This is a genomic window from Fibrobacter sp. UBA2449 (genome assembly GCF_002342555.1).
GTDB lineage: Bacteria > Fibrobacterota > Fibrobacteria > Fibrobacterales > Fibrobacteraceae > Fibrobacter.
The window spans coordinates 40,845-66,429 of record NZ_DDQF01000016.1 but is presented as its reverse complement, the minus strand read 5'-3'; the positions used below and the strand labels follow the sequence as shown (position 1 = coordinate 66,429).

The 25,585-nt window shown below is 54.5% G+C and carries 23 protein-coding genes, 1 tRNA gene and 1 pseudogene; 6 read left to right on the top strand and 19 right to left on the bottom strand.

The annotated features are described in order from the left end of the window. Positions 1–141 precede the first annotated feature (141 nt). From B4B27_RS10320 to tyrS, 5 genes are all read right to left on the bottom strand, one after another. The gene (locus B4B27_RS10320) at positions 142–342 is read right to left on the bottom strand and encodes a hypothetical protein (RefSeq protein WP_173366609.1); all 201 of its coding nucleotides are present in this window, start codon (positions 340–342) and stop codon (positions 142–144) included. Between the two features lie 126 nt (positions 343–468). Next, positions 469–1,284 carry a 1,4-dihydroxy-6-naphthoate synthase gene (locus B4B27_RS10315; RefSeq protein WP_290726237.1) on the bottom strand — a complete coding sequence of 272 codons (816 nt, stop codon included), beginning with the start codon at positions 1,282–1,284 and terminating at the stop codon, positions 469–471. Positions 1,285–1,331: 47 nt separating this feature from the next. After that, a complete protein-coding gene (gene mqnB, locus B4B27_RS10310) occupies positions 1,332–1,979 on the bottom strand; it encodes a futalosine hydrolase (protein ID WP_173381880.1) in 648 nt (215 codons plus the stop codon). 11 nt (positions 1,980–1,990) lie between these two features. Next, positions 1,991–2,947 (bottom strand): 1-phosphofructokinase family hexose kinase, encoded by a 957-nt coding sequence (locus B4B27_RS10305; protein WP_173381881.1) that lies wholly within the window; start codon positions 2,945–2,947, stop codon positions 1,991–1,993. 8 nt (positions 2,948–2,955) lie between these two features. Continuing rightward, positions 2,956–4,173 (bottom strand): tyrosine--tRNA ligase, encoded by a 1,218-nt coding sequence (tyrS, locus tag B4B27_RS10300; RefSeq protein ID WP_290726233.1) that lies wholly within the window; start codon positions 4,171–4,173, stop codon positions 2,956–2,958. A 250-nt stretch (positions 4,174–4,423) separates the two neighbouring features. Between tyrS and B4B27_RS10295 the strand changes: the two genes are divergently transcribed. Next, entirely contained in the window at positions 4,424–5,050 is a 627-nt protein-coding gene (locus B4B27_RS10295) for an outer membrane beta-barrel protein (protein ID WP_173382856.1), read from the top strand. Between the two features lie 17 nt (positions 5,051–5,067). Here the strand turns inward: B4B27_RS10295 and B4B27_RS10290 are convergent, their stop codons facing one another. From B4B27_RS10290 to B4B27_RS10280, 3 genes are all read right to left on the bottom strand, one after another. Beyond that, positions 5,068–6,597, bottom strand: a complete 1,530-nt coding sequence (locus B4B27_RS10290; RefSeq protein WP_290726230.1) for a sigma-54 interaction domain-containing protein — start codon at positions 6,595–6,597, stop codon at positions 5,068–5,070. Positions 6,598–6,609: 12 nt separating this feature from the next. Then, positions 6,610–7,338 (bottom strand): hypothetical protein, encoded by a 729-nt coding sequence (locus B4B27_RS10285; RefSeq protein ID WP_290726228.1) that lies wholly within the window; start codon positions 7,336–7,338, stop codon positions 6,610–6,612. 112 nt (positions 7,339–7,450) lie between these two features. Beyond that, the gene (locus B4B27_RS10280; protein ID WP_173382859.1) at positions 7,451–8,008 is read right to left on the bottom strand and encodes a phospholipase D family protein; all 558 of its coding nucleotides are present in this window, start codon (positions 8,006–8,008) and stop codon (positions 7,451–7,453) included. 289 nt (positions 8,009–8,297) lie between these two features. On the opposite strand from B4B27_RS10280, the gene B4B27_RS10275 reads away from it, so the two are divergent. Continuing rightward, the gene (locus B4B27_RS10275) at positions 8,298–9,335 is read left to right on the top strand and encodes a PD-(D/E)XK nuclease family transposase (protein ID WP_290726226.1); all 1,038 of its coding nucleotides are present in this window, start codon (positions 8,298–8,300) and stop codon (positions 9,333–9,335) included. A 148-nt stretch (positions 9,336–9,483) separates the two neighbouring features. Here the strand turns inward: B4B27_RS10275 and B4B27_RS10270 are convergent, their stop codons facing one another. Both B4B27_RS10270 and rpsU read right to left on the bottom strand, forming a co-directional pair. Next, a complete protein-coding gene (locus tag B4B27_RS10270; protein ID WP_290726224.1) occupies positions 9,484–9,954 on the bottom strand; it encodes a GatB/YqeY domain-containing protein in 471 nt (156 codons plus the stop codon). 162 nt (positions 9,955–10,116) lie between these two features. Then, a complete protein-coding gene (gene rpsU, locus B4B27_RS10265; protein ID WP_173366553.1) occupies positions 10,117–10,326 on the bottom strand; it encodes a 30S ribosomal protein S21 in 210 nt (69 codons plus the stop codon). A gap of 234 nt (positions 10,327–10,560) precedes the next feature. On the opposite strand from rpsU, the gene B4B27_RS10260 reads away from it, so the two are divergent. The 3 genes from B4B27_RS10260 (at position 10,561) to B4B27_RS10250 (ending at position 12,927) form a co-directional block, all read left to right on the top strand. Continuing rightward, complete coding sequence (locus B4B27_RS10260) at positions 10,561–11,397, top strand: SPOR domain-containing protein (protein WP_173366554.1); 837 nt, start codon at positions 10,561–10,563, stop codon at positions 11,395–11,397. 78 nt (positions 11,398–11,475) lie between these two features. Next, complete coding sequence (gene rimO / locus B4B27_RS10255; RefSeq protein WP_290726221.1) at positions 11,476–12,789, top strand: 30S ribosomal protein S12 methylthiotransferase RimO; 1,314 nt, start codon at positions 11,476–11,478, stop codon at positions 12,787–12,789. A 66-nt stretch (positions 12,790–12,855) separates the two neighbouring features. Then, positions 12,856–12,927 (top strand) — tRNA-Arg (locus tag B4B27_RS10250). 68 nt (positions 12,928–12,995) lie between these two features. Here B4B27_RS10250 and B4B27_RS10245 read toward each other — a convergent pair. From B4B27_RS10245 to B4B27_RS10230, 4 genes are all read right to left on the bottom strand, one after another. Beyond that, positions 12,996–13,313: an AzlD domain-containing protein gene (locus B4B27_RS10245; RefSeq protein WP_072807790.1), complete on the bottom strand. Its 318-nt coding sequence runs from the start codon at positions 13,311–13,313 to the stop codon at positions 12,996–12,998. Further along, positions 13,310–14,083, bottom strand: a complete 774-nt coding sequence (locus B4B27_RS10240; RefSeq protein ID WP_290726218.1) for an AzlC family ABC transporter permease — start codon at positions 14,081–14,083, stop codon at positions 13,310–13,312. The genes B4B27_RS10245 and B4B27_RS10240 overlap by 4 nt, the downstream gene beginning before the upstream one ends. Before the next feature lie 150 nt (positions 14,084–14,233). After that, positions 14,234–17,713 carry a cellulase family glycosylhydrolase gene (locus tag B4B27_RS10235; RefSeq protein ID WP_290726216.1) on the bottom strand — a complete coding sequence of 1,160 codons (3,480 nt, stop codon included), beginning with the start codon at positions 17,711–17,713 and terminating at the stop codon, positions 14,234–14,236. A 184-nt stretch (positions 17,714–17,897) separates the two neighbouring features. After that, positions 17,898–18,317, bottom strand: a complete 420-nt coding sequence (locus B4B27_RS10230; RefSeq protein ID WP_254794669.1) for a hypothetical protein — start codon at positions 18,315–18,317, stop codon at positions 17,898–17,900. Positions 18,318–18,432: 115 nt separating this feature from the next. Here B4B27_RS10230 and mltG point away from each other — a divergent pair, with 115 nt between their 5' ends. Then, on the top strand, positions 18,433–19,443 hold the full coding sequence (mltG, locus tag B4B27_RS10225) for an endolytic transglycosylase MltG (protein WP_290726213.1): 1,011 nt from the start codon (positions 18,433–18,435) through the stop codon (positions 19,441–19,443). Positions 19,444–19,461: 18 nt separating this feature from the next. On the opposite strand, the gene B4B27_RS10220 is transcribed toward mltG, so the two are convergent. The 5 genes and pseudogenes from B4B27_RS10220 to B4B27_RS10200 all read right to left on the bottom strand — a co-directional run. Beyond that, a complete protein-coding gene (locus tag B4B27_RS10220) occupies positions 19,462–21,804 on the bottom strand; it encodes a patatin-like phospholipase family protein (RefSeq protein ID WP_290726210.1) in 2,343 nt (780 codons plus the stop codon). Continuing rightward, entirely contained in the window at positions 21,776–22,780 is a 1,005-nt protein-coding gene (locus tag B4B27_RS10215; protein WP_173365200.1) for an ATPase, T2SS/T4P/T4SS family, read from the bottom strand. Before B4B27_RS10215 ends, B4B27_RS10220 begins: the two co-directional genes overlap by 29 nt. Before the next feature lie 12 nt (positions 22,781–22,792). Further along, positions 22,793–24,391, bottom strand: a complete 1,599-nt coding sequence (locus B4B27_RS10210) for a type IV pilus twitching motility protein PilT (protein WP_173382557.1) — start codon at positions 24,389–24,391, stop codon at positions 22,793–22,795. Then, on the bottom strand, positions 24,388–25,191 hold the full coding sequence (locus tag B4B27_RS10205; RefSeq protein ID WP_173365202.1) for an ABC transporter permease: 804 nt from the start codon (positions 25,189–25,191) through the stop codon (positions 24,388–24,390). Before B4B27_RS10205 ends, B4B27_RS10210 begins: the two co-directional genes overlap by 4 nt. Next, positions 25,178–25,585, bottom strand: a pseudogene (locus tag B4B27_RS10200) (ABC transporter ATP-binding protein); the annotation flags it as partial. The pseudogene B4B27_RS10200 and the gene B4B27_RS10205, both read right to left, overlap by 14 nt.

The following is a 25,585-nucleotide window of genomic DNA, read 5'->3' as shown; positions in this document are numbered from 1 at the left end:
TTAGGTTTGCCGAATCGACAAATTCAAAAACCCAAGAGGGAATATACCTTCATAACGGGCTTCGGTCAAACGTTTTTTTGCCAAATAGACAAAAAAAAGCCTAAAAATGCGAAGTTAAGCCGTTACGGAAGGCAAGAATCGTCAATTCTCGGGGGGAAGGTTCGACTTTTCCTCCTCCTTCTTCGCGCCCTGGATCGACACGCGGATTTCCTGGCAGGTCTTCTTGATGTCCTGCAGAACCTTGCGCGCACGAGTCCCGGCAGACTTGTTGCCGCGTTCGAACTTTTCGTACTCACGTTTGAAGTTTTCCACTTCGAGATCGAGGTCGTTGACTAAGCTCATAGTTGAACTCCCTAAAAAGATGCTTTTTGGAAAATAAATAAAGTTTTTCGCAAAAATTCGCTATTTTGTAAAAACAATTTTACGTTTACGGATTATTACACGATTTTTTGGCTTGTCAACAGGTTATCAACACTCTGAGGCCGTCCAGAGGCATTCCAAGGCGCGGCGACCGTCCACTCCCACATCCCTGGAGAAGTCGTTGACGAACATCCGAATGTGCGACTCGATGACCTTTTCGTCGGAAATTTGCGCCTTTTCACGGATGAACGGAGTCACAAGCTCAATCCGATTTTGCGCCTCGAGCAGGCTTCGGCGAATTTCGCATTCGACATTCCTTACAACTTCATCTGAAAGCGAGCGGCGAGATACAGCTATTCCAAGCGGAATCGGCGAACCAGTATGCTCTTCCCAGTAAGCACCGAGATCCTGCAGCATGTGAAGTCCGTCACGTTTCCAGGTGAAGCGATGCTCATGAATGGTGACCCCCTGGGCCGCAGACTTGTCTAGCAGCGAGGAATAGACCTCGTTGAAAAGGGCGTAACGCACCTGCGGTGCACACACGCCAAGACGGCCAGACTTGTCGCCATATTCGCGCGAAAACCAGAAGCGGAACAGGAGCGCGGCCGTCGTATTTGCTCCGGGAAGGACAGTTTCCTGTGCAGGGTCGAAGGTGCTGGAGCCCGAAGAGAGCAGGAGCGGGCCACAGCCATACCCGATGGCGCCACCGCACCCGAGGCACACGTAGCGGTCACGAATCTTCGGATAGACCTGTGCGCTCACCTTCGCCACGTCGAGTTCGCCGCGCAACACCATCTCGTTCAGGGTCTGCACATCGGCAAAATGCACGTCCCATTCAAAGGGGGACTTTTCGAGACCACGGACGAGTGCTTCGTAGATGTAGGTGTCGTTGGGACAGGTGGAGATGCCGAGGGAAAGACGCATGGTTAATGGATGATTGATGATAGATGAAGGGAGGTGCGGGAGGCGGGTTAAAGGTTATCCAAGACCTGCTCCTTGAGGGCTTTCAGCGCCTCGGGGATACGCCAGGCGGAAGTGTCGCGGTCGGTAGCGATGTTGCTCACGGCACGGAACTGATAGCCACTCACGCCAAAACGCTTGCATACGGCAAAGCAGGCGGCCCCCTCCATGGTCTCAACATCGGCATCGAAAAGCGCGGAGCGGCGGGAAGCGAGGTAGGCAGTGCCCGTGCAGCAGTTGACGGTGACGCCCGAAACGGAACGGACCGTCGCAAGGGGAAGCGTCAAGAACCGCGGAGAATCTCCCCTATAGGAAACGGTCGCACCGGAAACATCTCCCCAGGGAACAAAATGCCCTTCTCGCGTTTGAACTCCGATATCACCCACGATTTCGGAATCGACGCGGACCACCTCGCCCACCCCGATACCGCGGCCCGGATACGCACCGCAAACGCCCACCTGGACAACTCGGTCATACTTGCCCTGGGAAAGGAACTGAGCAAGGTTCACGGAAAAATCAAGAAGGCCCACCCCGCAGACGGCCAATTCCAAAGCGCTGTTCAGGGGCTGGGGCGTAGACGACGCCACGACGGCCGAAATCTTCGGGAACAGGGCGCTGAATTCTTGCTTGGATGCAAACGCGACGAGGGTCTTGCTCATGGCAGCCCCCGTTACTCGAGTCTTTCCACTTCGGACTTGAGTTCGCCTTCGAGTTCCGCAATCCTTTCGAGCGAAAGCATCCAGGGTTTTTCGACTTCGCAACGAGCGACGGCTACCGCGGTAGATTTCACGAGGCATTCTTCGAAATCAAGCCCCATGCTGTCGGCATAGAGCCAACCCGCAAAGAAGGAATCGCCGGCCCCTACATTGTTCTGGACCTCGATTGTGGTAGGCTGCAGAATCAGTTCCTGGAACTTCTTCTCCACAAGCCTGAACGCATGGACCGGAGATTCCTCGTCGGTCACCACCAGGTTCTTGATGGGGAGGCGTTCCAGGACGGCTGTCGCCGTCATCTTCCAGAACTGCGGACTAGACATCACCTGCGGAATTCCCAGACGCGAAAGAAGCTTGCAATACTCCTGCAAGTTTATCTTCAGCAATTCGACGCCCTTGGCAAGCCAGGCATCGACATTCTCGATTGCATCGATGTAAATCTTTTTGCCCGCGAAGTCGAGATTATTTATCAGCGTAACATCAAAGCCCTGCGGGAATGTGCCGCACAAAGCCACGCTCTGCGTCGAATTCCAGTACTCGTTGAGGCTCTGGATAAAGTCGTCATTCTCGGACGGGGTAATAATCGGGGAAGGTTCAATCAGCTCGGTTGAACTGCCCTCGCTCACGATTGTCGTGCAGATGCGGGTCGGCTCCTTGATCCACACGGGAGCCTGGTTGATTCCGCAAGCCGAAATTTCATCGAAAATGCGCGGACCGTATTCCGAGCCCAGGAAGTGCATCATCAGCGGAGAACCACCCAGGAGTTGCAGCACGCGTCCACAGTTGATTCCCTTGCCCGAAGCGTATTCCTCGACTTTCGAGACACGATGGACTTCGCCCAGCGTAAATTTGTCCACAAAGAACAGGCGCTGCCAGGCGGGATTGAGACCGAGAATCAACGTTTCCTGAGGCATAATTCTCCCTAGAAATTCACCTTGTAGAATTTGCGCTTGCCCACCTGGACGACAAGATTATCGCCGCCCTTGATTTCAATCTGGGCCTGCGGGTCTGCAAGCTTTTCGCCGGCAACCTTCACGCCGCCGTTCTGGACCATGCGGCGGGCTTCGCCCTTAGAGGCGAAGGCCTTGATTTCTACAAGCAGGTCGAGCGCTCCGTAGGTGCCGGGAGCCACGCTGCATTCGGCAGCATCGCTCGGGATGGCGTTACCGCTGTGGATTTCGCGTTCCTTCGCGGCGGCGGCCTCGGCGGCCTCCGCACCGTAGTACTGCGTCACGATATCGATGGCGAGGCGGTGCTTGGCATCATTCGGGTTCATCTTGCCTGCGGCAATGTCTGCCATCATCTGCTTGATTTCTGCAAGCGGAATGTTCGTCAGGAGTTCGAACCAGTTCTCGACGATGCTGTCAGCGAGGCTGTAAATCTTGTGGTACATCACGTCGGCGGGTTCGTTGAGGCCCACGTAGTTACCGATGGACTTACTCATCTTGACCTTGCCATCCGTACCGAGCAAAATCGGCATAAAGAGACCGATCTGCGGTTCCATGCCTTCGAAAATCTGGAGGTCACGACCGCGCAACACGTTGAACTTCTGGTCGGTGCCGCCCAATTCCACGTCGCTCTGGATGGCGACGGAATCGTAGCCCTGCATCATCGGGTACATGAATTCGTGCAGGCTGATGGGCGTGTTGGCCGTGTAGCGGTTGTGGAAGTCTTCGCGTTCAAGCATCTGGGCTACAGTGAACTGGCCCATGAGTTCGGTCACCTTGCTGAACGGGAGCTTGGAGAACCATTCGCCGTTGTAGTGGATTTCCACCTGGTCGCGGCGGACGACCTTGAAGAACTGTTCCTGGTATTCCTTCGCGTTCTCGAGCACCTGTTCATGCGTGAGGCGCGGGCGGGCTTTGTTGCGGCCGCTCGGGTCACCAATCTGGGCAGTGTAGTCACCCACAATGAGCACAACCGTGTGTCCCAAGTCCTGGAACTGGCGGAGCTTGCGCATCACGACCGTGTGGCCGAAGTGCACGTCCGGGGCTGTCGGGTCAACACCCATCTTGATACGGAGCGGGACCCCGGTATCGTAGGACTTCTGGAGTTTCTTTTCGAGTTCTTCTTGCGGAACGACGTCGATAACGCCGCGCATCAAAATATCAAGCTGTTCTTTTACAGGACGGAATTGCATAATGTTTCCTTGTTCTTCGGAGGGAAATATAGAATTAGTGCTTGAAATGAATTGTAAACTCATTCAACACAATGCGGTTCTTTATCGCATTATCGGTCTTTTACCGCACAGAAGACCACAAAAAAACAAGTGCCGATGTCATGTATTCGTAGAACACATACTTTTTTTCAAAAAAAACAACAAAAAAAGCCTTGATTTGGGGCAATAGATAGTTATCTTTATTTTATCCAAAAATAATCTAGGAGAATAAATGAAAAACATTTTTTGTATCGTTGCCATTGCGTCCGCACTCAGCTTCGCAGCATCTGAGCCTAAAACCCATGATGGGTTTTTCCTGAGTTTCGCTTTGGGCATGGGATACCAGGCAATCCATTTCGTTGCCGATGATGGGGATGATCTGCATAGCCTCAGCGAATCCGGAGCCGCCACCGACATCGACGTAAAAATAGGCGGACGAATAGCCAACAACACCCTCCTGCATTTGACCCTTGCCGGAACAACGAAAACAGGAACCGTAGGCGACGACGATTACTACGGCGACGACGACATCAAAGCCAACATGTCCCTTCTCGGCTTGGGGGTCACCTATTATTTTGGCGGTAACTTTTTCGCCACTGGTTCTCTCGGAATAAGCCAGTTCCATGCCAATAGTGACGTGCGGACATTCGAAGCCACTGTCAACGCCAGCGCAAACACTCCTGCGGATGTCAACTCCGGGTTCGGCTTTCAAGTTGGCGGTGGCAAGGAATGGTGGGTCAGTGACAACTGGGGAATCGGAGCATCGGCGGCACTTCTTTTTGGTTTTGCAAATACTGTTTATGATGACAGTGAATCGTCCTTGGGCATAACACTGCGATTAACCGCAACCTGGAACTAAAATTTCCAGCAAAAAATCTATTTTCCAAAACCAGCGAGGTCTATACCGAGCTGGTTTATTTTGTACGTAAGAATGCGCGGAGTCGTGGAAAGACTGCGCGCCGCAGCGGCGACTTTTCCCTTGCTACTCTTGAGGGCATCGCAAATGATATCCTTCTCGTAGGCCTCCACCATGAGTTTCAGATTGCCGTTCACGGGAGTGCCGCTCGTCTCTGCAGTCTGGAGCGTGGTCGGGAAATGGTGCGGGTAGATGACGTCTTCGTCAGCAACGAGGACGGCGCGCTCAATTCCATTTTCGAGTTCGCGCACGTTTCCGGGCCACGGGTAACTCATGAGCATGTTGATGGTCGTACGTGCAAGGCGGCGCACGTTCTTGCCCACGATGCGGCAGTAATGCTCCACAAAGTGGTCCGCCAAAAGCACGATGTCTGTCTTGCGGTTACGCAATGGCGGCACGTAAATCGGGAAGATGTGCAGCTGGTAATAGAGGTCTTCGCGGAAGGTTCCTTCTTCGACCATCTGCTGCAGGTTCTTGGTGGTGGCCGCAATCACGCGGACGCTCACCTTCTTAGGGATGCGAGCACCAATGCGTTCCACCTCGCCGTTCTGCAACAGGCGCAGGAGTTTCACCTGAAGGTTCGGCGAAAGCTCGCCCACTTCGTCGAGGAACAGCGTGCCGCCTTCGGCCTGTTCTACGCGGCCGGGCGTCTCGGCGAACACGCCCACAAGGGCGCCACGCACGCTGCCGAACAGTTCGCGGTCAAGAACCGATTCGGGCATGGAGGCGCAATGGACGCGGACGAACGGGCCCATGTTGCGGTCGGAACGGTAATGGATTGCTTCTGCAACGAGCCCCTTGCCCGTACCGACCTCGCCCACGATGAGCGCGGGGAGGGGGCTCTTCGAGACCTGGTCAATCTGCGCATACACGCGCTGCATCTCGCTGGAGCGACCAATGATGTTGTCGGGCTGGAAACGGTCCTTGAGTTCCAATGTCAAGCGCTCGTTTTCGGCCTTCAGGAGTTCATTTTCTTCGCGGGCTTCGCGACGGAGCTTCACTGCCGCCGCAAGCATCTGCGCGATAATTTCCAGCAGGCGGAGCTTTTCGGGAAGTTCGTCTTCGACCGGATTCTGCACGTCGGCACTGAAGGCGCCAATCACCTGATGCTCCATAATCACAGGCACGCAGAGGAACGCCTTGTCCTCCGTCTTGCCGCGCCCCGTGCGGTCGAGGAAGTCCGGGTCTTTTGCGACCGAGGGAATGATAATCGGCTTGCCCGTTTCCACAACGCGGCCGGTAATGCCCTCGCCCACCTTGTAGCGGCCCTTGCGCGCCTGGCGACTGCTCAAGCCTTCCGCAATTTCAATGGAGATTTCGCCAGTGTGGCGGTTGTACAGCGTAAGCGTCGCATGCTCCACGCCCATCGTAGATTCCACCACCTCCAAAATCGGATGTGCAACACTCTCGAAATCGAGCGTCTGGTTCAGAATGGAACTGATCTTGTAGAGCAGTTCCAGTTCCTGGATTTTGGATTGCGAGGAGGACATAGGCAGTACAGATTAATAAAGATGGCGATCAAGCTTGCTTAAATCAGCCTTTTCATCCCATTTTTGGCAGGAACTTTCGTTCACTCGGGCATCGCTAATTTCGCATTCAGCAACCTTTTTGCCCCTTTCGGAATATATGGTCCATATTCCGTTATATCGAACAGCGCCTTCAGTATCATTTAGGAAATCACCTCGGTAATCGGCCATCATTTGACCGTTGTCGTAGTATTGCAGCTCATATTTTTTCTCGACATCCATGTCATAAAGGATCTTATCATCAATCCGATGCTTTATCCTCGTGACCCGGCCATTAATATGCCACACATCATAAACGGCTTTTAGCTTGTTTCTTAGAACGTCATCTTTTTCGCCACCGTAGTTCACATGCGCCAAGTAAACTGTCGCGTTTTCATCATCATCGCGTTTCATGACGGCGTCCATGATATAACCGTTGACCAAATTAAACTTCAGATGCTTCCTATAATCAAATTCGTCTTGTAGAATAAATGTCATTAGGATTTTCCGCACAGCAGGATGCGTTTTTTCTTTGATCTGTTCCAAGCTCATACTGCCGGCACTAACATCATAAGTCGTATCGAGTCCGACATTGTTCTTATATGCATCCGAAAGTTCAGGAGCGAACGTTTTTTGTTCCAGCCGGTTCATTCGGAAGAAGAACCCCATGCAGCCCGTCAGCTGGAACACAAGCATGATCAGCATCAGAAAAAACAATTTACGCATAAAGTACTCCTTAATTTTCCTTAAATATACACAAATACATATATGAAAGGTAAACCTGTAGAGGTTACATGCCATGTACAAACGCACAGACTGAGCCGTGCATATGTGAAATTTACTTAATCCGGTCGCCGCAGAATTCCTGGCGGCCACAGTTTTTGCAGTGCGAGCCCATCCAGAGCGTGTCGAACTGTTCAATCGCGGGCTGCACAAGCTCGGGGTCGTTGGTGAGGATACCCGCCTCGAAGTTACGGCGCAGGCTACTCTTCATGCCGATGCCCGCCCCCGTCAAGTTCGCGGAGCCGATGTAGGCGGTTTCCAAGTCGAAAATCATCATCTTAAAATGCACCCGCGGGCACATGACGCGTTCAAGGTCGGTCGCCAAAATCTTGAAGCGGTCGAAGTCCTCGCGGAAGTTCGGGCCCGGCTCCTTCGCATGAATGAGCCGCACGCCCACGCCGCGCTTCAGGAGTGCGGCCAGCTGTCCGAGCAGCGGCATCGATTCGCCATCCTGCTTTACGTAGACATCCTTGATGTCGGCGGTACCGATCCACAACGTCTCGCGAACCTTCGCAATCCGCGCGATGACCTCGGAGTAATGTTCCTCGTTCTGGATGTACTTGGTGAATGTGGGCACGGGAGTAAAGATAACCTTCCTCTTGTTTTTTGTCATGCGTTTTTATATATTCGTTATCGTATTCGGACAACCCGGACGACAGTGGTAAACTTGCGGAACATATCAACGCAAGCGAGTTCCCGGCCCGGATGTTACACTATCTGCGCCTAGCGTTTAAAGAAAGCAGGTATAAAGTCGGCAAGCGACGCAGCCGACCACGGGAGTGAGCCTCCTCCTGCAAGGTGACAGACTTCCGCCAAGCAATGGCTTGGCGCACATACCATCACTCATAAAACCATTCAGGGGCGACACCCCTATTCTGCCGCATACGCGGCAAAGGACTTTTATGTCTATCAATCCCGTCTTTCCCGATTTTGCGGAAGCATCCCGCGAATACTGGGAACAACTGACCTACGAAAAAATCAAAAAACGCACCTACCTAGACCCGCTCTACGATGTGGCATTCAAGGTTTTCCTGAACGACCCCGAGGCTCTTGTGAGCTTTTTGAACGGAGTTTTCCACCTGGAAGGCGAAAAGCGCATCGTCTCCGTTACGGTGAAGAACACCGAGGTGAACATCCTTTTCCCGCAGACCAAGAGTTTCCGCCTCGACATCCGCGCGACAACATCCAACGGGTATTGCATTAATGTGGAGATGCAGAAGGCGAAACACAGCCGCTTTATCGAGCGCATCCTTTTGCAGCACAGCGCCTTCATGCTCCAAAGCAAGTACGAATGGGACCAAGATTTCTTTAAGGAATCCGACCAGGACACCCCTAGCGAGATTCGCGCCCAGCGCTACGACCTCCGCTACGAAATTCCTCCCACCTACGCCATCTGGGTCTGCGATTTTCGCCTGGAACAGCAGGACGGCTACTGCGGCACCTGGGGCATCCGCAACGAGAAGGGGTTGACGCTGACCGACAAAGTTAAGTATATTCTTTATGACCTGACGCAGTTCGACAAGACGAAGGAACAGGTAGAGACTGACGAAGACCGCTGGCTTTGGCTTTTGAAGCACGCCGGCGAATCCGACTCGCTTCCCGACTTCAACGACGATGTAATCGCCCAGGCGATTAAGCGCCTTCTTGTAAAGACTGCTCCGGACAGCATCCTTAAACAGCAGGCAAGAAACATGGTGATGACGGAAGAAGAACTGGACTACCTGGCGGCCCTCAAGGTCCGTGCCCGTGAGGAAGGTCGCGCTGAAGGACGTGCTGAAGGACGTGCTGAAGGGCGCGAAGAAGGGCGTACAGAAGGGCGTGCTGAAGGCGAAAAGAACAAGGCTCGGGAAATGGCGAAAGCCATGCTCGATCTTGGAATTCCCGTAGAAAAGGTTATGCAGGTTTCCAAGCTCACTGAAGACGAAATCCGCAAGCTCTAAGCGTCAAACGACAGTTCAAAAAAGGCATGTCAACATAAACGTTGGCATGCCGTATTGCAATATGCAAGGTATGTATTTCATTTTATAAAAAAATACCAACCGCAAGGCTAAACTTGCGATTGGTCACGTAAAATGGACTTTTTTACAGTTATTTCAACGCTTCCTGAACCAAGGCGGATGCGCGCTTGGCGTCGAAGCGGCCCTTGACCTTCGGGGAGAGTTCCTTCATGATCTTGCCCATATCCTTCGGGGAAGAGGCTCCGGTCGCCGCCTTGATTTCGGCGATGAGGGCCTTGACTTCGTCCTCAGTCATTTCGGCAGGCATGTACTTGCGGTAGAGCGCAATGCAGGATTCTTCGGCGGGAATCTTGTCCATGAAACCACCCTTCTTGAGGATTTCGATGGCTTCCTGCTTCTGCTTCACGCTACGAGCGAGAACGTCGACGCACATCTCGTCGGTGATGGTTTCTTCAATCTGGGCCGGAGTGGCACCAGACTTCATGGCTTCGTTCTTGATGTCGGAATGGAGGGTACGGAGCGTTCCGAGAGTTTCGGCGTCGTGCGCCTTCATGGCGGCCTTGATATCGTCCTTAATCTTTGTCAGCAATGCACTGCTCATGTTTTACCCCGAGCGGATAACGCCCCGCTCCTGGCGTCGTGGTTAAAGTTCTAAAAACACGCAACGAGCCACCGGTCATGGACCGACGACTCATCACTCAAATCAAAAACCTTCAAAAACCCTGGACTGCAGCCAAGACACCTTGGCCTAGCCGGACGCCTACTAGTAGAGGCGCTTGCGGTTCTGGTCAGCGATTTCCTTCAAGCGCTTGCGGCGGGCAGCCGTTTCGACGCGCTTCTTTTCTTCAGAAGGCTTTTCGAAGCGCTGACGCTTCTTGACATCGGAAATGATGCCATTCTTTTCGCAGGACTTGGTGAAACGCTTGAGAGCGCGTTCAAAAGGTTCGTTGGACTTAACAATTACGCCGATCACGATAATCCTTTGGTTGAATTAGATATTCGTTTTTTGGATAGCCAAATATATTTAACTCGCGGGATTTCGTCAAGGGTAACTTCAAAACAGAAGTTTCAGTCGCATATTTGCGAAATTAGGGCTTTTTTTCGTTATTTTCTTATTTATAACTTGCGGTTCCTCAAAGACTTATATATATTTTTACCAGAAAGCCCCTACTTTTAGGTTTTTTACATCGTTTTTGGGAGATTCCGAATGAAATCAGCATGGTCGTACCCACTTTGTGCCGCCGTCATCGCAGGCGCGCTCTTTGTTGGTTGCAGCAAAGAGGAACAGGAAATCGTTCCGGACATGAAACAAGCCGCACCGGCAGCCACAGAAAAGGCCCCCGCTGCCGCCGAACAAGCAGACGAGCCGGAATTGGTACCCATCCAGTCCCTTTCCCAAGGATCCAAGTCAGAACCCGCTGTTGAAGAAAAGTCAAAAACCGCGCCGGCACCGACCGCTACAGGCGACATCCAGCCGCAAAGTGAAGGTCCGTTTGTAATCCAGGTGAGCATCCAGCCCTCGAAGAAGGGCGCTGACGGCATCGTCAAGAAGCTTGCCGAACAGAACATCAAGGCCTACGTCGCCGAAGTGGAAAACCCGGGCGAACTCGAAGGTACCTACTACCGCGTTCGCGTCGGATTCTTTGCAACCTACGCCAATGCCCAGGAATACGGCAAGCAGGTGCTTTCGGCCCTGAACTTCCAATGGTGGGTCGACAACAGCAAGAATGACGAAGTTGGCAATCCGGCCGGCGATTCCGACAACAGCGGCGAATCCAGTTCGTACTACGCTCCTCCGCAGGACAACCAGCCCGAACCGGCCCCGGCACCTGAACCTGAACCGGCTCCCGCGCCTGCGCCCGCACCGGAACCTGAACCTGCGCCTGCACCGGAACCGGAACCTGCGCCCGCACCCGAACCTGAACCGGCACCCGCTCCCGCACCAGAACCCGCTCCTGCACCGGAGCCTGCACCCGCTCCCGCTCCGGCACCCGCAGCCCCGCCTGCCCCACCTGCCGAAGACTTCGTGGACGACTGGGAATAAGCGGTTCGCGCAATCTTTACGAAAAGAGCTCCTCCGGGGCTCTTTTTTTTGCAGGACCTATTTTCTAAATTTGCAAACATGCCTACAAAGAAGCCCAAAGTTTTCGTTGTCCATTTAGGATGCGCCAAGAACCAGGTCGACGCGGAGAACCTCGTCGGCGAGATGCTGCACGCAGGGTTCGCGACTTGTGATTCCGCAGCCAAGGCGGACTACATCCTGGTGAACACGTGCGGGTTCATCGAGGCTGCGAAGGAAGAATCCATCAACACGATTCTCACACAAATTAAAAGCAAGAAGGCAAGGCAGAAACTGATTGTGTCGGGTTGCCTCTCGGGCCGCTACGGCGACGAACTCGTGAAGGAACTGCCCGAGGTGGACTACTGGGTAGGCACGTACAAGCCGGGCGAACTCCTGAAGAAGATGGGAATTGTCGCCCCGCAAAGCTGCGATGCAGAGAACCTCCCGCGCATGAACCTCGGCGGGTTCAAGCACCACGCCTACCTGAAGATTGCGGAAGGCTGCAACCGCCGTTGCGCCTACTGCGCCATTCCACTGATCCGCGGGAAGCAGGTTTCGCGTTCTATCGAAGACATTGTGGCAGAAGCCAAGGAACTTGAAAAACAGGGCGTGCAGGAGATTACCCTCATCGCGCAAGACACGACATACTTCGGGCGCGAGAAGGGCAAGAAGGGCGGCACCTTGGCCGGCCTGCTCCGCGCGATTCTCGACAACACGAACATCCCGTGGATACGCACGCTGTACTGGTACCCGATGTTCGTGGACGACGAACTTTTAGACCTGATGGCGAACGAACCGCGCCTCGTGAAATACGTGGACATGCCTATCCAGCACGCCAGCGACAACGTGCTCAAGAACATGAAGAGGAACTACCGCAAGAAGGAGCTCGTCGACATATTGCACAGGATTCGCGAGCGCATTCCGGGAGTCACGCTCCGCACGACCGTACTTGTCGGGTTCCCCGGCGAGACGCACGAGGACTTTGAAGAGCTGATGGAACTGCTAGAAGACATCCAGTTCGACCACCTGGGCGGATTCGTGTTCAGCCCCGAGGAAGGCACTCCCGTGATGAACATGGACCTGCCTGCCGTTGACGAGAGCGAGGCTCGCGCAAGGCTCGATGCCGTGACCGACCTGCAGGAAGAAATCGACGCGGAACACGCTGAATCGATGATTGGGAAAAAGGTACGCATCATCATCGACCAGGTGGCGGAAGAAAGCGAATACCATTTTTACGGGCGCACCGAAGGCAACTCGATGGAAAACGACGACATCGTGAAGGTGCTCGAGGGCGACGCCGACGTGGGAGAATTCCACGACGCGCTGGTGGTAGACGCAGAACCGCACGAGCTGATTGTCAAAATTCTGGACTGAATAATTACTATATTTGCATTCGCAAAACCGGATGGATTCCGCCACGCGCGGAATTGCATTGGCCGGGCCCGTGTATCACAATGGATAGTGTCCCTCCCTCCGAAGGAGGTTATTCCGGTTCGATTCCGGACATGGGTATTAGAGCGCTCCGCACGGAGCGCTTTTTTATTTGCGATGCGTGTCGCTTATCGCGAGCCGTTTATGATTTATAGCAGCAGCATGATGCCGTCGACACCGAGCACCGTAACGCAGGCGACAACGGCAACCCCCACGAGGCCGCGCCCAAGGAGCGACGCGATGACTGCAGCAACGAGTGCACACGCTCCCGAAAGCACACTGTTCGTGGAATAGAAGATGGCAGGTACCGTCATCGCGGCAAGCACCGTGTATGGAACGTACGCGAGGAAGGAACGCCAGAAGCGGCTCTTGATTTTCCCCTTCAGGAGAACGAACGGGACAGCACGCAATAGGTAGGTGACACCCGCCATCACGAGCAGGAAGAAGCAGTAATCCCTCAGGTTCATGCGCTCTCCTTACTTTGTCCGCATTCCCCCGCGGGTTGCGCGCCGGAAGGTTGCGCAACATTTTGGTCATCGGTCGAATCGTCATCGTCCTTTACCGGGAAGAAGGCTGCACCGAGGAGCGAGGCGATCAGCGCGCAGATAATAATCGCGAACCCGACAGTCACGCCACTGAGCGCAGGCACGTACCTGAACGCGCAACTGCAGGCAATTGCAATCAGGACGGCGATAAGCGTGGGTCGATGCGCCTTCATCTGCGGGACTACGATGGCGACAAACATGCCGTACAGCGCCACCCCGAGGGCGTTCGTCACTACCGCAGGGAGGATCTCGCCACAGACCGCCCCGCAGAGCGTACCCGAGGACCACCCGATGTAGGGGAACACCATGAGGCCCGCAAAATACCGCGCCGTCACAGGTTCCGTCTGGCTTACCGCAAGCGCGTAGATTTCGTCCGTAATGCCCGTTGCCAACAGCAGGCGCTTGCCCGTACCGAAGCTGGGAGCCACCTTCTGCGACAGGGAAATCGCCATCAGGCTGTAGCGCAGGTTGATAAAGAAAGTCGCAATCGCCATCTCGATGAACGTGCCCGCGGCATCGGCCATAATCTGGAGACCCGCGAACTGGCCCGCCGAGGTGAGGTTCGTCATCGAGATGAACGTGACCAGCGGCCAGCTCAAAAGCTTGGAGCCCGCGATGCCGAACGAGAACGACACCGCGAAGTACCCGAGGCCTATCGGAAGGCCGTCCTGGACGCCTTTAGAAAACTTCATGGCGACAAATATAGAAAAATTCTATAGGAAATCTATGCAAATATGCAAATTTACGCATTTTATAAGAAGGCGTAAAAACAAGGGAAGGCTTTGCCTTCCCTACTACGTGGATTATTTGCGTGGGCAGCTATCGGTGCAATATTTTCCTTGTTACTTCACCACAATGCGGCGGACCAGCGTGTTGGAGCCCGCGCGGAGACGTACGACGAAGCTGCCTTGACGGAGCATTTCGAGATTCACAGAGCCCTTCACATGCGCGAAGGTCGCCACCGGAGAGCCCTGCATGTCGAATACTTCTACCGACATGTCGCTTGCGCCCGAGACATGAAGCGTACGGCCGGCAACAGCCATTGAAAGCGGGTTTGATACGCGCGACATGGCGACTGTCGTGCCTTCGCTGGAAGAGGATTCAGGCTCGGCACTCGAGGATGTCAAAGGATTTTCACTCGAGGACGAAACCGGAGACTCGCTGGAAGAAGAAAGCGCCGAGCTTGAGCTGCTCGTCACGGAGGAACTGCTTTCGGGGGCAGTCACGACAAACGTAATCTCGTACTTCTGCCCGTTAACCGTCACGGTTTCTACAGCCGTACCTACCGGGAAGCCCTCGTGCACGGTGCCTTCAACGGTCACCACTTCACCAGATTCCTTGAAATTAAAGAACCAGATATTCCATGTATCGCGATTGAACGACCGCACATTGCTGAACGTGATGGTTTCAAACGCTTCGCCGCGAGCAACAGTCTGCTTCAGGCTACCCGTCACAACAACCTGGTTCGCATCGCTCGAAGAAGATTCGGCAGAACTGGAAGACGATTCTTCCGAACTGCTGGACTCAATTTCTACGCCCGAAGAAGACGCTTCGCTACTGCTCGATTCAATCGACGAACTGGACGAAGCGACACTTGAACTGCTTTCTTCAGAAGAGCAGCTTTCGATGCTAGACGACGATTCAGCGGAACTCGAGCTTTCCTCACTGCTAGAAGATGCGATAGAGCTGGAAGACCGTCCTACTACCGTAATCTTGCCCGTTGCAGAAGTATTGTTGTCGAGACCGGTCACCGCTATCGTATAGTCATACACATAGTCGGTCAACGAATCGGCTACAATACCCGAAATCGTATACGTCTTCGCATTGTCATCCTTCGTTCCTTTTAGGCCAGCAGGTATTCCCGACAAAGTAATCTGTTTCATATTCTCGTACCTGTAGACAATCGGTTCGATGGCATCGCCCGCAGTCACCGTCTGCGTAGAATTCCCGCTAACAAGCTCGATCAAAGTCACCAACGGCTTATGCTTCACCGTAATCTTCGCGGAGGCAGTCGCATTGTTGTCCGGACCGTACACCGTCACCGTTGCCGTGTATTCCTTATCGGAAAGACTTTCGTCCACGGCGCCAGCAATCGTCAACGTTTTCGCGCTCTTGTCCTGAAGCATCGAGAATGTTCCCTGCGGAATCCCCGTCACCTTTGCAGAATCCATATTGGCATAGCTGAGCACGATAGGCTTGACGGAATCACCTGCGGTCACCGTCTGCGTCGAGTTGTTCGTCACAGAAACCGTCGTCGTTACCGGCTTGTGCTTCACGGTTATCTTGCCCGTAGCGGTCGCAGTCGAGTCGGCTCCCACCGCGGTAACCGTATAAGAGTATTCCTTGTCGCTCAAAGAATCGGCGACCGTTCCCCAAATCGTGAAGGTCGTATTGCTCTTGCTTACCACGCCGTTCAATCCGGCGGGAAGCCCGGCAACGCTGATATTCGTGACATTCTTGATGCCGTAGACGATAGACTCGATGGAATAGCCCGCAGTCACCGTCTGGTCTGCTTTCCCGCTCGTAAGCTGGAGCACCATCTGGACCTTGGAGGAACTCGAGGACATGCTGGAAGAAGAAGCTACGCTCGAGCTGCTCATCACGGAAGAACTGCTGGATGTCGGAGACGGTACAGGCTTAAACGCCAAACCGGAGCAGCGCACGTCATCGACATACAGGTAGTTCATGCTCGGCTGCGTACCCTTGATTTCCCAGGTGAACTTGGCTATTCGCTTCTTGGAAAGCGTCACCGGCTTGGCCCAGGCTTCCTGCGACAGCATGTTCCAGGGAATCGTTACCGTCGTCCATGAGCCCGATGCGGCCTTTGTTATCTGGTGGTAGCCGTAATCCGTCACGTCAGTATCTTCGGCCTTAAAGTTGTGCGCGGCGCCCTTGTACTTGTAGCTGATTTCGTTACAAGCAGAAAGATCGTAGGCGGTCTGCGATTCGTTCAGGGCCACGCCGAGCGCCACATACGGGTCGTACAGGTTGTCGCCCTGCGAAAGCTTCACGCCGGTCACTCCCGCCACGTACTTGGTAGAATTGCCTGCCGTAGAGCCCGAGATGACCACATTGTAGCCGTCGTTCCTGCCGAGGCCATTGGAAATCGTCGATGCTCCCTTATCGCCTGCATCGGTATAGGCGTACCATTCGCCACCGGTAAAAGCAAAGCCGTCACCGTCTTCCAGGTCGTCGATGTAGTCGGTGTAGCCAGCCGGAAGCGAGCTGGAAGAACTTGCGATAGAGCTGCTGGATGTCGGAGTCGTAGAACATGCCGTATAGGATGACGGGAGTGAAGCGAACACATTAGTATTGACCCACTGACCGCTCGTCGAATAATTCCAGGCGCCACCGTCAAAGTACGAGGCCGTCTCATCCTTGTTCGAGACAGACCAGTTGGCTCCCGAAAGGTTGTGCTTCTTCATCCAGTTGTACCAATCGGTGCTATACGAAGCGTTGAATCCACCGTTGCCACTAGGTGCCGAATTGCCCCATTCGGAAACGAATACGGAAAGTCCGCCGTTCATCGCATCTTCTGCATTCTTGCCCTGGTTGTCGATCGTATGGCGGTAGGGATCCTCGCCCGCATAGTAATGGAATGTATAGGCGATGTTATTGTCATTGATCGGATCCGCGAGTGCCGCGTTCGTATACTGGTCGTAGTACGGGGTTCCCACCACGACAAGGTTGTCCGAATACTGGCGGATCGTCTTGAGAATGGTCCTCGCATAGGGAGCGATGCCGTTCACCCAATAGGTCCTCGCCCCGCTTGCATCCACCCACGAGTCGCCGCAGGAATTCTTCGGCTCGTTGTAGATTTCAAAAATCACGTTGTCATAGCCGCCCCACCTCTCGGCCATGTAGCCAAAGAACTGCTTGGCCTTGCTGGTATCACCCTCCGCACAATGGCTATGGTAGTCGATAATCACGTAGATGTCGTTATCGATGGCGGCCTGGACCACCGTATTCATCAGGCCCTTGTAGTAATCCATTTTGGAGAAATAGTTGCCGGCACCCCATTCCTCGTCGACACCCATGGGTGCGCGGATAATCTGAATCTTCTGGTCCTTTACTAATTTATCCACAGTGCTTGCCGTCCAGAAATCCGCACCGGCATCACCGCTCGCAATCGCCCAGAAAAGGCTCATGCCCTGCACAACAACTTCATTACCGCTAGTGACGCCCTTGCAGGAACCGTAAATCCGGCCCGGGCCATTGCCAACCTTGCCCGCCTGGAGCTGGCCGTACTGGCTCACAGGCCCGACACGACCGAACGCACTCGCCGCCAACAGGGCAGCCATCAAAAGCGTAATCTTTCTCATACACACATCCTTCAAAGGTTACACCATTCCCTACCCCCAAATTTAATTTCTACACGCCAAAAATCCACGTGACAAAAAACACAGCGCAAACATTGCCGTTTACCTCAGTAAACGCGTCCCTGCCAACAGAAACAAAAAACCCCGCTTAATGCGGGGCGTAAATCCGTTCGAAACGCTGCAACGATTAGTTTTCGTTGTTGTGCATTTCCATGGTTTCGCGGTCCATCGTGTGCTGCAGGTATTCCTTGAAGTCACGGTCGATGTTCACACCGTCAAAGTCCATGTCGTCGTTTTCCAACACGAACACGGCGCTCGGGTTATCGAGCCAGCCCACCACGTCCACGCCATCGAGTTTCATGGACTTGTCGCCGGCGAGAGCTGCAACGTATTCGACCTTGGACTTGGGCACCCAGCCCTGGCCGCAGCTACCCTTGACCAGGACATCGGTATCGCCGTCCTTGACGATGGTAAGTTCGTCATTGAACCCGGCAGTGCAGACTACGTTTCCACCACCCTTTTCCTTGGTGAGTTCAATATCACCGAGCTTGGATTTGACCTTATTGGGAGCAGCGAAGGCTGCAGCGACCATCAAACCAAGTGCCATTACGAAAAGCTTTTTCATATCGTTCCTCAAAAACAAGGTAAAATATTCAACAATGCATAAGGAATATACTTTTTATTTTTGCAATTGGTCACAATTTCTTTTAAATTTTTACATCATGAAGAAGATTTTTGCCATTTTTTGCGTTTTTTTAGCCCTCGCCTGTGCCTTTTTCGCCTTCCAGATGAAAAATCGGCTGGCCGAGACCTCCAAAAACGGCGAAACCGTGCTCATAAATATACCCAAGGGGAGTTCCGCCGGGCACGTTTTCGGCATCCTCCGCGAGAAGGGAATCTGGGACGACGAACTGGCCTACAAGGTCTGGTGCAAGCTTAACCCGCCCTCCCCGAAGGCCGGCTGGTTCGAGATACCCCCGCACCAGACCCTCGACGAAATTGCAGGCATCATCGGGAGCGGCAAGACCGCGGTACGCCGGGTGACCATACCCGAAGGTCGGGCCTCGTGGGAGATCCCCGCCTATCTCAAGAAGGCGTTCCCGGACCTGAACGAAAAACGCTGGAACGAACTCGTCCAGGACCCGAAGTTCGCCCGAAGCCTCGGAGTCGATGCGAACTCGCTGGAAGGCTACCTGCTCCCGGACACCTACCCCTTCCCCATCGACGCGGACGAGGAGACGATACTCAAGCAGATGGTGGCAGCGAACCTGAAGGTGCGCGACCAGTTCATGCCCGACTCGGCTAGTTCCATGTGGAAGACGCTCGGCAGCTGGCACAAGGTGCTTACACTGGCAAGCGTAGTCGAGGAGGAGACGGGCATTCCCGATGAGCGCCCGCTTATCGCCGGAGTATTCCACAACCGACTGAGGATTGGCATGCCGCTCGGGGCAGACCCGACGGTGCGGTTCATCTTCAGGAACCTGACCGGGCCCATCTACAAGAGCCAGCTCAACAGCGACAGCCCGTACAACACCCGCAAGTTCAAGGGGCTCATGCCGGGCCCGATATCGAACCCCGGGCGCAAGGCGATACAGGCGACACTACACCCCGACAAGACCGAGGCTCTTTACTTTGTCGCAAAGGATGACGGGAGCATGACGCACTTCTTCAGCAAGACGCTCTCCGAACACAACAAGTACAAGGACGTGGCGGCAAAGAACCGCGGCGAATAGAACGGCGGAATCTAAATCCTAGAACAGGTCATATTCGCCGATTCGGATAAAGTAGCTATAGTTGTCGAAATCCGCGAGATCGCCGAAGGTTTCGCTATCCACGACACGAGACATTCCTGCATAAATCTTAACGGACTTGTAGGCCAAGCGCAGGGCCGGTTCAAAGACGAACCTGTGCTTTCCGAAAGTCGCGGTCGGATTTTCCTCGAAATCATGGACATAGGCAAAATTAAGCCAGAGTCCGGAGCCCCTGTAATGCAAGCCTCCCTGCAGGCGAACCAACCCATAATGGTGCGACACCAAATCCGGATTAATCCATTCCGTGCTCCAGGGCGTCGCCGCGATGCGGGGGCGGATACAGTTGTCGAGGGGTTCAATCTCGAAGGATTCCGGATATACGTAACCGTAACCATGCTTATGGTACTTGTTCATCGCGAAGGCGGCAAGCGCATTCAATGTCACGAAGGGCTTGGGCGAAATGGCATACTGCGCATCGAAATACGAAGTGATGAATGTCGGGATAATCTCGTCGAATCCGAAGTCGTAGCCGATGGACGTAAGGCCAATATCGCCATGGAAGGCAAAGCCGTTTTCCGAGAACCAGACCCGTCCATCGCCCGAGACATATTCATAGCGCAGTTTCTGCGACGCAGGATACATCTCGAATTCCCCGCCCGGATAGTAGCGGCGTTCAAGTTCGTAGACGCGATCCGCAAAAAGGAAATCCGCAGAAACCTTCTGGTGCTTGTCAAACCTGTAGAACATGGATGCAAAGATATCGCTCTTCTTTTCGGAACGGATCCTGTAATATCCGGGAACGTCTTCGGCAAAGGTTTTTAACGGCTGGAGTTTCTGCCAGGTATACCCGACTTCCATTCCCCAATCCAAACTCCAGAGCCGGCCGATTTGAGCCTTCGGGGCAAAGCCATAGGAGGTTCCGCCCCAAAAACCGGAAAACATCAGTTGGATTTCCATCTGATCCACATGATAAAAATCGATTTCGGCATAGGCATTCGGACCGATGACATTCGACCCGAACCCGCCAACAGCCACATCGAAAGTCGGCCTGATTTCGGCATCCACTAGGACATCCCCATCAAGCTGCATGTCGAAAGCCACGGAATCAATCGCAGGGAACCGCAAAAGGCTGTATGCAAAATTTCTCGGAGCGACAATTCCCGTATCGCTTTCGCTCCAGTAGGATTTCACGGGGGAATGCGTCTCGGCGGACAGGCTATCGAACGAGGGTTTGAACTTGAACCACGGAATGGACGCCACGTGAGCCGAACCGTAGTCGCCTCGGCGCATGCCGATGGGAGCCATCTGAGAGAGTTTCGATTCGAGCGCAGAGAATCCCGCCTGGATCCAGCCGTTGCGCGAAGTATCCGACACCGTATGCGGACGCACTACGATTCCGGGCTGCGACCCAAGATTTTTTAGAGTATTCAACGCAATCGCCTTCTGCGGTCCCGAGACACGAAGTTCTCCGCGGAGAGGGGCCGCAACCGCAATAATCGCCATTTCGTCGGGAGAATCTTCCGCAGGGAGCGCAAGGTAAGGGCAAAAGTCTCCCGGCATTTCGCTTCCCTTCACAGGCAAGCTCCCCATGACTTCCTTGAACGAACTTCCGAGCGAGCCGTCACAACCCAAAACGGAAAACGGGATTCTGTATTTTCCGCTATGGCGCAAAATCGATTCCTGAAGGCGGAGATAAGAAAGAGACGACTGCACGTTACCCGAATCGGGGATAAGCAATTTCTGTCGCCTGTGAACATTTCCCGAGGAATCGACATAGAACGAAAACCGTTCGCGAAGAGCCGGCATGCCGGACTCCGAAACAGGAAGCCTGTAGCGGGGCTCCCCGGCAAAACCCTCTTTAGAAGAAAGTATTCTCGAGAAATCCTCGTCGCGCAAAATCCGCTGGATGTCATCCAGCGAGACGCCCTTCGTCCAGAGGTATCCGACAAAGGCTCCCCACGAAGTCCCCACAACGGAATCTACAGGCACAGAATAAGCTTCAACCGCATAAAGCACGCCGAGGTGGAACCACGGAGAATTCTCCCCGCTTCCCAAATAAAGAACGGACTTTATCTGGCGAGAGGAAACCGCGGAATCCTTTTCCGGCTCGGGATTCCGATTTTGAACCGAATCGGGCACCGTGCTCAGGGCTTCAAGGGTCGCAGCGGCATCCGCGAGCGAATCGACATTCCCGGGCGATTCCGGCAACTGCCCTGACAGTGTATCAGCAACCAGAGCCTGCGTGGAATCCGTAGCTTGGGCGGGCAGCAGCGAAAAAGCGGCAAGGGCCGCCGTGCAAACGGTTCTAAACAACCTAGCCGAGAAGCGCGACGTTAGAGACATACCTCTCCGCGACATCGCGGGCAATGTACCCCGCCTTCACAAGTTCGGCCAAGCAATCATCCATCAGAAGCATCCCCTCCGAACCCGAAGCGGCGATAATCGATGAAAGCTTGAAAAATTCGCCGCTACGAATAAGCGTAGCAACCTTCTGCGTATTGAACAACACTTCCCAGGCAGACACCGGAGTTCCATCGGAAGCACCGGGAAGCAGCCGTTGTACAACAATTGCCTTGAGATAGGCGGCAAGCATCGTGCGGCAAAGGTCACGCTCCGTGGAGGGGACCATCGAAAGTAGGGCATCCATCACTCCGGCAGAATTGCCCGCTGTCACATTGCACACGACAAGCGCACCCGCTTCTGCGGCACGCAACATCGGCAACAGGTTTTCGCCGCTGAAATCGCCAAGCCATATAAGATCGCAACCACTGCGGAGCGCCTGCGAAATACGGTCGGCCACCGAGCCCGAGGAATCACGCAGGACAAGGCTACCGCCCATATTCACGGGAATTTCTTCGAAGCCATTCAGAAGGCTTGCACGCAACACCCGGGACTCGCAAAGAGAGCTCACATAGGCCGTCGCGGTCGTCGTCTTGCCCGAGCATGCCGGCCCTGCAAACACGACCAATCCCGAACTTAGCGCCAAAAGGCTCGAGGCAGACTGCGGGGCGCCCAAGGAATCAAAAGACGGACATTCCGCAATCAGCGGGCGAAACACGGCTGCGTTTCCGAGGGCCGCACGGAAAAACCGGACGCGCCACTTGCATCCAGCCCACGGGCCGCAAACCATGAAACCCGTATCGCCTTCCATTGCGCCCAGGAACTCGCGAAGAGAACCGAATTCCACCTCGGGAGCATCGGGAACAACGCCCACCTTGCCAGCAAGGCGAACAGCGGGAGCGGCACCTTCTGTCACAATCAGCTCACTTGCGCCAATGTTGACAACATAATCTAAAATCGGTTCGATTTCTGTAGCCATAACACAATCTCCTTAAGCCGGCTTATACGCCGCAAAACGGCGGCTATCGTAGGCACGCTTCCATGCCTCTGCGCCATCGATATAGCCCGATTCTACACACATCTGCAAAGAATCATCGAGCGTAATGCCCTGGTCCTTTTGGCTGCTAATCGCCTGCGCCAGCTGAGAAAGGTCTCCCTTGCGGATCATGTTCGCCACCGTAGACGTGACACGCATCGCCTCGCACGCAAGCACGAGTCCCTGATTTTGCACCACCGGCACCAAATGTTGCACGATAACTCCCTTCAGCTGGTCGGCAAGCGTGCAGGCAAAGGAATTCCTCCGCGATTCAGGGACAGAGACGAGCAGCTTGGAAAGCAGGGCGTGAATGTTGTTTCCGCCCGTTACCGCAAACACGAGTACGCCCGCGTTGGCTGCCTGAAGAAGCAGATCCAGCTCTTCCATCGATTCCAGATGGTCAAAACAGATGACATCCGCACCATCGCGAAGAGCAAGTTCAATACCCGCGACGCCCGTCTTCACGTGGAGACCGACTTCCTTCTGAGCAAGCGCTCCGTTCGGATTCTTGAGCAGGCGTTCTATGGGGCGTTCTACCGTATGGATATAGCACGGGCGCCTTTCCGCAATCATCTCGGCAAAAGTCGCAATCGTCGTAGACCGCCCACTTGTCGAAGGCCCCGCAATCAGGACCAGGCCACTCGGCAAGTCAGCAAAAGACTGGCAGAACTGCGGAAGGAACAAATTATCGAACGACACCGCTTCGTTCTGGATTACGCGGATGGACACGCTCGGATTCACATCATCCCACGTAACCGAAATCCTGCCACGGCCAACGCCCGGAAGACCGAACGTCTTGCTAAAATTCTTGCCGGCAACCACCTGGTACCCATCGGCGAAACCGGAGGAAGCCTCCGTAAGGAACTCCGTCACGCGCGTCTTGTCGAGCGACTGTTCCGTCACCGGGAACAACGAACCGGACTGGCGCATCATCACCTGACGGCCCGCGAAGAGGAAAATGTCCGTGGCGCCGAACTTGCGCGCATACGCCATCACCTTCTTGAGGCTCATCGTTGTAAGCAGAGTCTCGGGCGCCGACACTTCGCTTCCTTCGCCCGAAACAACCGCAAAGCGCGACGGCAGCTCTCCATCTTCGCCCTCAGCCGCCATAGCCTCGGCTTCTGTCAAGATTCCGATGTTCGAGATACTCGTTGATTCGAGGCCCGATACCTTCTCGACCACCATATTCGAAGAAGACGATTCGCCGTAGATATTATTGCCCTCGATCTGCAGGGCGGGCTCTTCCGGAGCAGATTCCGGAGCGACAGGAGCAGCCGGTTTCGCGACAGCCGGCGCCGCAGGTTTCACCGGAGGTACGGGAGCCGCAGGTACAGCGGGCGTGGGTTTTGCCGGAGCCGCAGCCGCATTTTTTGCTTCCAGGTTCTTCACGAAAGCAAGGACCTTCTCATACATCGCCTGTTGCAAGAGCCCCGCATTCACGAGCACCTGGCCGATATCGACCTGGTCGTTCGCTTCGGCCCAATGGGCATCAACCTGTTCCTGCGTCACCACCTTGTTGTGAACGAGGACCTTTGCCATATACTGGTTTCTCATAAGAAATCCCTCCGGCTGAACCACCAGCTAGCGATTGCGAGGAACAGCCCCACATAGCCAACCGCATATACAGTGTTCCAGAACAAATACAGATCCGGGAGTGCAAGCCCATGCACCACGTAACTCGTCACGTTGTAACGGTAGAGTCCCGGGAAAACCGCGTGAATCACGACAGCCGCCTTTTCGAAGAGCGCCGTCGAGGCATCTCCCATCTCGCCCATGCGGCTCGCAAAGCGCACCTGTTCCAGGAGCTGGTTGCTCAAGTGGCCTGCGAAATACACGCCAAGCGTAAAGAGCGCCGAAAGTACCGTACTGCTGAAGCTACTGAACAGGAGCGCCACTGCGATCACCACCGCCATCTCGCAGAAGATGAGGTAGATGGCAAGGAGCAGGCTTGCTGTGGGCTCCGCGTTCGTGAGGAACAGCATCACATAGTAGATAACGGTCAGCAAAGTGAGATGAACCGCCACCACCGCCAGAAGACCGAAGTACTTGCCCACGATAAACGTCACGCGGCTAATCGGCTTCGAAAGCAGTGTGAGCACCGTGCGCCGCTGGATTTCCTTTTGCACGAGGCTGATGCCCACGAATATCGAAATCAGGAGGCCCGAAAGGCTCATCACCGAAAGCGTCGTGGACTTGATCACGTAGGCGCGGTCGAACACCGACCATTCACCGAGCACGATACTGAAAAGCGTAAGCGCAATCGCGAGGAACACGATGTTGTAAAGGATCTTGTCGCGTATGGATTCGCGGAACGTATTGTGCGCAATGATTGCAATATGCTTAAGCGTCTGCACGGGCAATTTCCTCCGTCAAAATGTCTTCGAGGCTCGGACGCTTGTGGTCCATCTTTTCGACCGCAATCCCGTTCGCAAGGCAGAAGGCAAGCAGGCGGTCGCGGGCGCTATCGTCTTCGCACACAAATTCTTCGGGGTGTCCCGTAAGCGAGACTCCCTGCGGCAGGTCGCTCTCGAGAATCGCCTTACGGGTGCGCACGTGGTATTCCACCCCGCACGACTCGGTAATCTCGTCGACCGTACCTTCGCGCACAATCTTGCCATCCACGATCATCGCGACCTTGTGGCTAATGCTTTCCACGTCGCTCAGCAGGTGGCTCGAATAGAAAATGGTCACCCCGTCACGGTTCAGCTGCTGTATGGCCTCGCGCACGTCGCGGCGGCCCATCGGGTC